At 63.1% G+C, this 9,971-nt stretch carries 8 protein-coding genes and 1 pseudogene; 5 read left to right on the forward strand and 4 right to left on the reverse strand.

Annotated elements, in window-relative coordinates:
- Positions 1–117 precede the first annotated feature (117 nt).
- Positions 118–1,638 carry a deoxyribodipyrimidine photo-lyase gene (locus tag DIE08_RS33795; RefSeq protein WP_124906146.1) on the reverse strand — a complete coding sequence of 507 codons (1,521 nt, stop codon included), beginning with the start codon at positions 1,636–1,638 and terminating at the stop codon, positions 118–120.
- 90 nt (positions 1,639–1,728) lie between these two features.
- Positions 1,729–2,289, reverse strand: a complete 561-nt coding sequence (locus DIE08_RS33800) for a DUF2878 domain-containing protein (protein ID WP_260436623.1) — start codon at positions 2,287–2,289, stop codon at positions 1,729–1,731.
- A 711-nt stretch (positions 2,290–3,000) separates the two neighbouring features.
- Between DIE08_RS33800 and DIE08_RS33805 the strand changes: the two genes are divergently transcribed.
- Positions 3,001–3,960 (forward strand): alpha/beta hydrolase, encoded by a 960-nt coding sequence (locus tag DIE08_RS33805; RefSeq protein ID WP_124906150.1) that lies wholly within the window; start codon positions 3,001–3,003, stop codon positions 3,958–3,960.
- 226 nt (positions 3,961–4,186) lie between these two features.
- On the opposite strand, the gene DIE08_RS33810 is transcribed toward DIE08_RS33805, so the two are convergent.
- On the reverse strand, positions 4,187–5,158 hold the full coding sequence (locus tag DIE08_RS33810; RefSeq protein ID WP_059603668.1) for a MerR family transcriptional regulator: 972 nt from the start codon (positions 5,156–5,158) through the stop codon (positions 4,187–4,189).
- A 378-nt stretch (positions 5,159–5,536) separates the two neighbouring features.
- Here DIE08_RS33810 and DIE08_RS33815 point away from each other — a divergent pair, with 378 nt between their 5' ends.
- Positions 5,537–7,159 (forward strand): cryptochrome/photolyase family protein, encoded by a 1,623-nt coding sequence (locus DIE08_RS33815; protein WP_260436624.1) that lies wholly within the window; start codon positions 5,537–5,539, stop codon positions 7,157–7,159.
- A gap of 176 nt (positions 7,160–7,335) precedes the next feature.
- Here DIE08_RS33815 and DIE08_RS33820 read toward each other — a convergent pair whose 3' ends face one another.
- Positions 7,336–8,358 (reverse strand): FAD-dependent oxidoreductase, encoded by a 1,023-nt coding sequence (locus DIE08_RS33820; protein ID WP_311768961.1) that lies wholly within the window; start codon positions 8,356–8,358, stop codon positions 7,336–7,338.
- Positions 8,359–8,643: 285 nt separating this feature from the next.
- Here DIE08_RS33820 and DIE08_RS33825 point away from each other — a divergent pair, with 285 nt between their 5' ends.
- The 3 genes and pseudogenes from DIE08_RS33825 to DIE08_RS36465 form a co-directional block, all read left to right on the forward strand.
- Entirely contained in the window at positions 8,644–9,396 is a 753-nt protein-coding gene (locus DIE08_RS33825) for an SDR family NAD(P)-dependent oxidoreductase (protein WP_124906152.1), read from the forward strand.
- A 2-nt stretch (positions 9,397–9,398) separates the two neighbouring features.
- Complete coding sequence (locus DIE08_RS33830; protein WP_226116520.1) at positions 9,399–9,851, forward strand: DUF3429 domain-containing protein; 453 nt, start codon at positions 9,399–9,401, stop codon at positions 9,849–9,851.
- Positions 9,852–9,864: 13 nt separating this feature from the next.
- Positions 9,865–9,971: pseudogene (locus tag DIE08_RS36465) on the forward strand (succinate dehydrogenase, cytochrome b556 subunit); the annotation flags it as partial.

The raw sequence follows: 9,971 nt of genomic DNA on the forward strand, positions 1-9,971 counted from the left end.
CGTCACCGTGGTGGGATCGACGATACCGGCTTCGACGAGATCGACGAACTTGCCGGTGGCCGGGTTGTAGCTGAAGTTGCCCGTGCCGTCCCGTACCTTCTCGATAACGACCGAGGATCACTTCCTTTGGCTTTGGGTATCCAGGATATCTAACGAGCTGAGGGCTCGCGCGCGTGCAAGCTGGTGATCCACGATCGGAAAGGGATAACTTGCGCCGAGACTGATGGATGCTTTTTGCAGCGCTTCAGTAGAAGCGGTCCATGGGCTGTGGACGGATTCGGCGGGAAGTGCGGAGAGTTCGGGCACCCACCGCCGCGTGTATTCGCCTTTCGGATCGAATTTTTTCCCCTGCAAGACAGGATTGAAGATTCGAAAATACGGGGCTGCGTCAGCGCCGCTTCCTGAAACCCATTGCCAACCGGCGGGATTGCTTGCCTCATCGGCGTCAACCAGCGTATCCCAGAACCATGCTTCGCCCTCACGCCAATCAATGAGCAAGTGCTTTGTGAGAAATGACGCTGTCACCATGCGCACGCGGTTGTGCATCCAGCCAGTGTGCCAAAGCTCGCGCATGCCGGCGTCTACCAGCGGGTATCCTGTCTTTCCCATTTGCCACATGCGAAGCGCCTTTGCGTCGGTGCGCCACGGCATAGAGTCAAACTGACGCCGAAAATTAAACTGATGAAGGGGTTTGCAGTGATAGAGAAGATAATACGAGAATTCTCTCCATCCGAGTTCACTAAAGAACTTGTTCAACGACTCATTTTTGGAATCGTCAATGCGAACCACTCGCCTGCTTCGCATGGCGTCTACCGCTGATAACGTCGCATACCACACTTGCCGAGCCGAGATGTTGCCAAAGCGAAGATAAGGAGAAAGCCGGCTCGTCGCTTGAGTGGCTGGAAAATCGCGTGCGCCGGCATAATCGGAAAACGAGTGTTCAATGAAGGCCTCAAGTTGATGTCCAGCCGCATCCTCGCCGCATCGCCAGGTCGCACGCAGCCCCTCCGCCCAGTCAGGCATTGAGGGCTGCAGTGCAAGCTCGGCAAGCGTACAGAGGTGTGCGCTAACGTTTTTGGAGACGGCAAAGAACGTGATCCGAGAGGGCGCCGACAGTGGACATGGCGGGAAAAAATTATCGCGCTGAGCGGCTCTCCAGTACGCGCTGAACACCTGAAACGGCAAGCCTTCACGTGTGGTGACTGTCCAAGGTTCCCGCAAAAGATGGCCATTGAATGTTGACACTTCGATTCCGCGGCCGATCAAGTCTTTCTTGATCGATGCATCTATTTCCGTTTTCGCTTTCGAGTAGCGGCGATTCCACAAAACCATTGCCGCCTGGGTCTCGAGGGCGAGACTCCTGATGGCTTCATGTTCGTTTCCGCGAAGCACGATCAGCGAGCCACCGAGAGCGGAAAGCGCGTCATCGAGTTTTCTCAAGGACTCGTGCAGCCACCACCGTTGCGCACCGCCCATGAGACGCCCGAGCTTCGGGGCAGGGTCGTACACGTATACGCAAACAACAGGATGGCCGGTACTGACCGCATGAGAAAGTGCGGGATTGTCGCTGAGCCGCTGGTCATCACGAAACCATACGATAACGGGGCGGGATTGATACGGCAATTCGGAGCTTGTCATGTGCGTTGCCTGAGAAGGTGCGTTGGCAATGTGAACGGGATCGGCGATGAAGCGAGCTTGTGAATTTCCGGCTCTATCGAGCCAATGTCTCTATTCGGCGCGGGCGTCATTCATGACGTCTGCGCGGATTGTTGGCGGAGAAAGGGGCGTTACTCCGTCCCAATGGCGTGCAATCGCGAGCGCGGCCGGCAAGATGAACGCCCAGCCGGTTGCGATAACGACGAGCGCTGCAGTCGGATCGTTGAAATGAACGGCCCCCAGCGCCGCACCTGCGCGAAAGGACGCCGGGCCTGCGAATGCGCCGACGAGCACCGAGATGAGCGGTCGCTCCCGGAGCCAGTGCAGCAAAGTATTGAGTTGAATTGCGAACAGCGCCCATAGCCCCGCAAGCCAGTACGGCGCCGTTCCTTCGAGCAAAACGCCGTTCGGGTACACAAGCAGGCCGGAATGCGCAACGGCACTGTCCCATAACCATCCGGACACCGTGACCGTGAGGACGAGCCGCGCCTCGGAGGACGGTCGGCGCGCGAAGAGAAGATGGCCGACCGTCGCGATCAGCGCATACGCGACTCCCCACGCGGCGCGTTGCGATGCGGCAGTCATCACGCATGCCAGCCATCCTATCTGGGTCGTCGCGAGATAGACGTACACGCGAGCGGCGCCCAGCGCTGGCGTGCTCGACGTTCCTTGATTCGTAGCACTTGTCATGATCGTTCGCGCGGGATCAGTAACGACATGGTCGCCATGCCGCGTGCATCAGTGGTGCACATATGTGCGCGCCGAGCAAAGCGTTACGTCGCCCTCGACGACAATCGAAATCGATCCAGCCGCCACGGCGACGTTGCATCTCGGGGAAAGTGGCAGGTAGAACGTTCATGGCAGACGGCTCTCAATATCGTCGACGAGCGGAACCATTCCCAGACGATAGCTGTGCAGGGAGCGATTGTCGGCATTCCGCGTCGATTCTCATCTCCAATACGACGCTGCACTGCGGACGGATGCACTTGCGAAGGGAATATCTGGATGCCGTTGAGCGGGCACCCGGTGGCCGGTAGCGCTGTGGACTGCACGGCCGCTTACGATGTTGCCGCTGCAACGCATTGGGATAGCGCACCTCATGTCGCGCAGCGTCGGGGTTTGAACCGGGCCGACGGGTCAACTGGTCGGCATCCGGGCAGGGCGTTCGAACGAGACGCTAGATTGCCTGAGCGTGCCGGCGCCCGAACAATGAACATCCGCTCGTAGCTCCTGGACGGCGGGTGTCGGCTGTCGTGCGATGCATGCATCCGCGTCCGCGCAAGTTCCGTAAATCCCCATACACGGCGGCGGATGCGACCGGAATCGTCAGGTAAGGAGATTTGCATGAACATGAAAGCCGGACTGGCCGTCCTGTCGGTGCTGCTCGCGGTCGGTTTCCTCTGCGCGTGTAGTCCGGTGCGGCTTCTGAACGCGCTAACGCCGAGGTACACGTTCAGTCTTTTCGCAGATATCCCGTACGGACCCGGCGAGCGTCAAGTGCTCGACGTCTACTTGCCCGCGCGCGTCTTGCATCACTGGCCGGCCGATGCGAATGCGGGCGCGCCTGTGGTCGTGTTCTTTTACGGCGGAAGCTGGCAGTCCGGCGAGCGCAAGGACTATCTCTTCGTGGGAGAGGCACTGGCGTCGAGGGGTTTTGTTGCCGTGTTGCCCGACTACAGGACGTATCCGGCGACCACCTTTCCCGGTTTCGTCGACGATGCGGCGCAGGCGGTGGCGTGGGCACGCGAGCACGCAGTTGCGTTCGGCGGCGATCCGCGTCGCCTGTTTCTGATGGGGCACTCCGCGGGCGCACAGATTGCCGCATTGCTTGCGACCGACGGCCGCTATCTGGCGGCACAGGAGATGCAGAAGAGCGATATCGCCGGTGTGATTGGTCTGGCCGGCGCTTATGACTTCCTGCCGCTGCGTGATGCAACGCTTGAAAAGATATTCCCGCAGGAAGCGCGTGCGGCGAGCCAGCCGATTCGATTCATTCAGGGTACAGAGCCGCCGATGTGGCTGGCAGTCGCGGAGAACGACACGGTGGTCGAGCCCGGCAACACGTACCGCTTCGCGCGCGCATTGCAAGACATGGGCGACACCGTCGTGGTCATGCGTTACGGGAACGTGAGCCATGCGTCGATCGTCGGTGTTCTGGGCGCGCCGTTGAGAGGGGTGGCGTCAGTGCTCGACGATCTCTCCGCATTCGCGGATCGCGTCGCGAAGGCGTCGAATGCTGGAACCGCGAGCGGGCAGCCGACAACCCCTGCCGCGGTGGCTCGTTCTTCGGTTTCGGCTCGATGATCGAGGAAAGCCCTGCGTTGCACGCGCAAGTGTGCCGGTCCTGGATCGACGGCTTGTCGTGCGGTCGGACAAACCCGCGGCGTCGCCGCTCAACGACGAACGCGTCGCAAAAGGGCGGCACTCGTTGCCGGCACATTGCGCGCGACGATGCGCTTGACACGTGTGCTGCGCAGCATCGCCACCCATCGTCGCGGGCAGGTCGGAACAGTCAGCGGCGCTTGCCGCGCTACAGCGCCTTCAGCTCCGGCGTCGTTCCGCCCAATCCCTCTTCGCGAAGAATGATGGCAAGCGCCGTCTCGAGCAATTCGGCCGCGCGGTTTGCTGCGTCTCCGAGGTGGCGGTGCAGCAACGCATCGGCCGGCGATCGTGACACGCATTCATCACTGTATCGCTCGAACGCACCGAGCTGCATGATCAATTCGGAGAGATGACGCGGACACTCGCATTTGACGGTGGTGGACAGACCGCTGAGCGACGCGAGCGTCGCTTCGTCGAAGCGTCGCCGCGTGCGCAGCCAAAGCCCGCGATCCGCCTCGTTCGACTGGCGCGCCTTGACGACGGCTTGCGCCAGTCTCGAAATGATGGATGCGGGGTTGGTCTGGCCTTCCGTCGACCGGAAAAGCTCGAACCCCGACAGACGGGCCAGCTCGACCGCCTCTGCGGTGCCGAACGCGTACACGACGGCCACGGCATGCGCGTTGAGCTTTTGCGCCAAGGCAGCGAGCTGCGAGACGACATCCTCATGGAGCGACGTGGTCGTCGCGATGAGGGCGTCTACTGGCGTACTCGCATGCTCGCTCGCGTCGTCAAGCGAGTCGATTCGTGCGGCGATCCGGATTCCCATTCGCTCTACCGCGGCTTCCGAAATCGAAAGCGCACCGATGACCGCGAGGCTCACACCCGCCTCGGGAAGCGCCGGGCCATGCGTATTCGTCAGCGACAACGCCTCGAGTTCCTCGCGGCTCAGGCTGGCGATCGAGCCGATCGCATGGCCCTGATTGACGAGCGCTTTCAGCAAACGGATTCGCTGTACGTCGTCGTCCGAGTACATCCTTTGTCCGGACGGCGTTTTGGGTGGAGCAATCACGTCATAGCGCCTTTCCCAGATCCTCAGCGTTGCTGCCGGCATGCGCGCCAGACGCGCGGCCTCGCCGCTGCGGTAGCGGTGAGGAGTATCGCGATCCTTGCGAGGGGGCATCGTTGCTCTCCTAAAGTCGACGTACTGTTGTCTCAGGATTGTACGCAGTTTGTCTGAAATTTGAAGCAGGAAAGTGATTCAAAAAGCGGATTTTTACCCGGGAAGCTGGTTCGCGAAGTGCGAGCCGACTAGAATACTTCGCAGCGGTACCGCTCGGTGTCGCGAGGTCAGTCAGGTCGCGCGGTGCGGGGCGCTAGCTAGGAGGGGCAAGGTATTTCGTTCGATGCGCAATGACGCGGGCGTTTCCAGACAGCGCCGCCGACGGACGGGCGAGCGTGGTCGTGACGCGGCGACAGATTCTGGCGTGGGGCGTGCCGCGAGGCGGCGATGCAGGTGTCTCGACAACCCGGGCAGCGATCATCAATGGCGAAGCGTTCCATGAAGACATTAAGGCTTGTCCTCGGCGACCAGCTGGACCCGAATCATCATTGGTTTTCCGATGTCCGGGCTGAAACGATATACGTGCTGATGGAGGTTCGGCAGGAGACCGACTACACGCTCCATCACGCTCAGAAGCTGATTGCCATCTTTGCGGCGATGCGTCGCTTCGCGAAGCTGTTGCGCGATGCGGGCCATCGCGTGCACTACATCGAGATCGACGACCCGCTCAATCGCCAGGCCATTCCCGCCAACCTGGACAGTATCGCCGAGCTTCACGGCGCAGCGTGCATCGAGTATCTGCTGCCCGACGAATGGCGTGTCGACCAGCAACTGAGCGCCTATGCGGCAGCGGCGAGCGTGCCGGTTCGCGCGGTCGATACCGGTCATTTCTACACGACGCGCGACGAGGTCGGGCGGGTGCTCGGAACGGGCCGATCATGGATCATGGATCGCTTCTACCGGAACATGCGCGTGCGCCATCGCGTATTGCTCGACGGGGAAGGGCAGCCGGCAGGCGGCCAATGGAACTACGATGCCGAAAACCGCCAGGCTTGGTCCGGCTCGCCTGCGGAACCGGCCGACTGGCGTCCGCATCACGATCATCGCGCGCTGTGGCGGCAGATCGTGGCGGCTGGGGTGCGCAGTTTCGGGGAGCCGTCGGCCGACGACTTCCGCTGGCCCGTCGATCGAGCCGAAGCGCTCGCCTGCCTCGACTCCTTCATCCGGCACGCACTGCCGTTTTTCGGGCAGTTCCAGGACGCGATGCATGGGAGTGCTCGCCGACTGTTCCACTCGATGCTGTCGTTCGCGCTCAATGTGAAAATGTTGAATCCGCGCGAAGTCGTCGCGCGGGCCGAGCACGCGTATCGCAGTGGCGCAGCACCGCTTGCCGCGGTCGAAGGGTTCATCCGGCAGATACTGGGCTGGCGCGAGTTCGTGCGAGGTGTGTACTGGGCACGCATGCCGGGCTATGAAAAAAGCAATGCGTTCGGTCATCGCGGCCCGTTGCCGCATTGGTTCTGGAATGGCCGCACCCGAATGGCCTGCATGTCGCATGCGTTGCGGCAGTCGCTCGAAGACGCGCATGCGCACCATATCCAGCGGCTGATGGTGATCGGCAACTTTGCGCTGCTGGCCGGGCTGGATCCGCACGCGGTGCATGAATGGTATCTCGGTGTCTATATCGATGCGTTCGAATGGGTCGAGATGCCGAACACGCTCGGCATGAGTCAATTCGCCGACGGCGGCGCAATGGCAACCAAGCCCTACGTTTCCAGCGCCGCGTACATCCATCGGATGAGCAATTACTGCAACGGCTGCGCGTACGACCGCAATGCCCGAACCGGTGCGCGCGCATGCCCGTTCAACGCGTTGTACTGGGACTTTTTCGATCGGCACAGGGACGCGCTGCAACACAACCATCGGCTTGCGATGGTCTATCGGCAGCTCGCGCGTTTCGATAACGAGGCGCTCGAAGCGATTCGCATGCAGGCGGACAGCGTCGTACGGAATATCGAATCGCTGTCGGCCGTTCCGTCATCGGCCGCCTTCGTCGAAAACGGCGTGTGGGAAGCGTGCGCGTACGGCGTGAGTGCGTCATTCGCTTCGGATCGCCAATGATCTCTGGTCCCCGCGGGCGCGATGCCGGCGAGCTGCGCGTTCGCGAAGCGAAGCGGGTTCGAGCTTTGGACGTGGTTTCAACAGCGAGGCATCACGCGAGCGCAGCAACCCGCGCCGGCAAGCGAAGGCGCGCTCGGGTCGCCGCCACAATGCGGCGGCGCGCCGAGCGGTGCCGCTCAGTGCGTGATCAGGGTGTCGGCCACCGCGCTGCCGAGGCCGGTGCCGCTGAGCCATGCGCCTTCGATCTTGCCGCCGCCCAGCCAGTCGCCGCACAGTCCGATGCGCGGCCCCGCCCGCCACGCAAATCGGCCGGGAGCCGCGACAGACGACGGCGCCAGCTCGGCATAGCGCCAGCGATGGGCGGTTGCCGTGTCGGCGGTGGCGCCCACGATGTCTCGAAAGGCGTCCAGCAGCGTGCGCGTGATCCGCTCGGGCGGTGCCTCCAGATTAGCCTGGCTCCACTCGGGCGTCGCGTGCAGCACCCAGGTGCTCACGCCGGTGCGCCCCGGCTTGGATGTGTCATGGGCGATCCAGCCGAGCGGACCGAAATTGACGAATGCGGCGTCGAAGCCCGGATCGGGCAAATGGCCGCACTGCGCCATCACTGCCCAGGCCGGGCGCATCTCGGTACGCTGGGCGATCACCGCGAGACCCGGTTCGGCGCGCCGCAGGAGCGGTACGGCCTGCGGCGCCGGGACTGCAACGATGACGACATCGTGATGCACGGCCAGCGCACCCCGCTCGGCCGAGATCAGTCGCCAGCCCTGTTCGTCGTGCATCAACTCGGTGATGGTGGTCTCGAGCACCGTCTCGATTCCCGCCGACAGATGCCGCGCCGGTGCAGTCATGCCCGGCACGCCCACGTATCGCTGAGCTGGCGCGAGCAATTCCCGCGGCCCGAGCGAGCCAATCGATGCGACGCGCGCGGCCCACGGGGCGGCTGCGCCGCTGGCGACCCATCGCGCGACTTCGGCGGCGAATGCCGGATGTTGCGCAGTGAAATACTGCGCGCCGTGATCGGCCTGCCAGCCGTCCGCGCGACGCGTACTCGTTCGCCCGCCCACTCCACGGCTTTTCTCGAACACCGTCACTCGATGACCCGCTTCGGCGAGGACGCGCGCGCAGGCCAAGCCGGCAATTCCCGCGCCGACGATCGCGATGGTGGCGGGTGAGTCGGAAAATGCAGTCATCTGATTCATCTTAAAAAATGCGGAATAGTGCGCACATTTTGCGCGCTCACACCGGGATTCTACGTCATGCGAGCGCCCACGGCTGGATTCCGTGACTGTTGACCCGGATATACTGCGTCATGTTCGTATAGTGAGTCGCAATGTCGCTTCACTCGACACAAAAATGGCATAGAATGAAGTCCGTAATCAATGGCATGACGCGACCCGGTCGCGCATCGCGCGGCGGTCGTCGAGCGCCGCGCATGCAGGCGCCGGGGTCGCCGTACGGGACGGATGCTCGCAACAGGAGTCACCATGGCTTTTGTCTGGATCTGCGGTGCAACGGCGGCCGTTGGCAGCGCACTCGCGCGTCGTTTGAACGCCAAGGGCGTTTCAATGGTGCTCACCGCACGAAACGCGGATCGTCTCGGCGCCCTTGCCGAGACGATGTCGCGCGAGCGTGTGGTCGTTGCGCCTGCCGACGCGACTGACGCGGCGGCGCTCGATCGCGCGCTCGAGACGGGCATCGAGCGCTTCGGCGTGCCCGGCGGGCTCGCGCATTGCGTCGGCTCGATCGTCGTCAAGCCGATGCATTCGACTTCGGATGCGGAACTGCACGACGCGTTCGCGGCGAATTACTTCTCGGCATGGAACGCATTGCGCGCGTTCGTCCGCGTGTTGCTCGCCGCTCGGGCAGGGGGCAGTGCGGTGCTGTTCGGCAGCGTCGCTTCGAGAGCCGGCTTCCCGAACCATGAAGCCATCGCCAGCGCGAAAGCCGCGGTGGCCGCGCTCGCGCAGTCGGCGGCCGCCACCTACGCGGCGCGCGGGATTCGCGTCAACTGCATTCATCCCGGCCTGATCGCCTCGGCAATGTCCGCGCGTCTGACCAGTGCGCCGCAGGTCGCGAAGCGCCTCGCGGACGCGAATCCGCTCGGACGGCTCGGCGCCGGCGACGATCCCGCCGCGCTTGCGGCGTTCCTGTTGAGCGACGATGCATCATGGGTGACCGGCCAGCAATTCGGCGTCGATGGCGGCCAGGGCGCGCTGATCGTTCCGCCGAGGCCATGACCATGCGTGCGGTCCTGCGTCGTTACCGCGTGCCCGCAGCGTTGGCGCTGGCCGGCCTCGTGCCGTTCATCGCGCTGTCGTGGCTGAGTGTCCACGCGTCGGCTGCCAGTGACGATTACGTGCACGCGCTGCTGAACTACGCCGCGTGTATCGCGTCGTTCGTCGGCGCCGTGCATTGGGGTGTCGCGCTGCGTGCAGCCGAATCGCCGCCCCGCCAGCGTGTTCTCTACGGGTGGAGCGTGATTCCCGCCTTGATGGCGTGGGCCGTGCTCATGATGCCTGGCATCGGCGCGCGGCTCACGGGAATGGCGATCGTGCTCGTCGCCTGCGCGGCCGTCGACGGCGTCCTGTGGAGAAAGGATTTCATTCCGGCCTGGTATTTCGCGTTGCGGTGCCTGTTGACGAGTGTGGCAGGCCTGTCGCTACTGGCCGCCACACCTTCGATGAACGGTTGATCCGGATCCTTCCATGACTACGTCCCGAACGCGACGCCAACCCGAATACCGGAACATCGGATTCGGCGATATCACGATGAAATATCGCATGCCCTTGGCGGCGATATTGTCGATCCTCCA

Source organism: Burkholderia sp. Bp9004 (assembly GCF_003858025.1).
Lineage (GTDB): Bacteria > Pseudomonadota > Gammaproteobacteria > Burkholderiales > Burkholderiaceae > Burkholderia > Burkholderia diffusa.

What these genes read in the sequence shown, in the direction of transcription:
- DIE08_RS33795 (WP_124906146.1), bottom strand. Translation starts at nt 1,638, where the DNA reads ATGACAAGCTCCGAATTGCCGTATCAATCCCGCCCCGTTATCGTATGG.
- DIE08_RS33805 (WP_124906150.1), top strand. Translation starts at nt 3,001, where the DNA reads ATGAACATGAAAGCCGGACTGGCCGTCCTGTCGGTGCTGCTCGCGGTC.
- DIE08_RS33810 (WP_059603668.1), bottom strand. Translation starts at nt 5,158, where the DNA reads ATGCCCCCTCGCAAGGATCGCGATACTCCTCACCGCTACCGCAGCGGC.
- DIE08_RS33815 (WP_260436624.1), top strand. Translation starts at nt 5,537, where the DNA reads ATGAAGACATTAAGGCTTGTCCTCGGCGACCAGCTGGACCCGAATCAT.
- DIE08_RS33820 (WP_311768961.1), bottom strand. Translation starts at nt 8,358, where the DNA reads ATGAATCAGATGACTGCATTTTCCGACTCACCCGCCACCATCGCGATC.
- DIE08_RS33825 (WP_124906152.1), top strand. Translation starts at nt 8,644, where the DNA reads ATGGCTTTTGTCTGGATCTGCGGTGCAACGGCGGCCGTTGGCAGCGCA.
- DIE08_RS33830 (WP_226116520.1), top strand. Translation starts at nt 9,399, where the DNA reads ATGCGTGCGGTCCTGCGTCGTTACCGCGTGCCCGCAGCGTTGGCGCTG.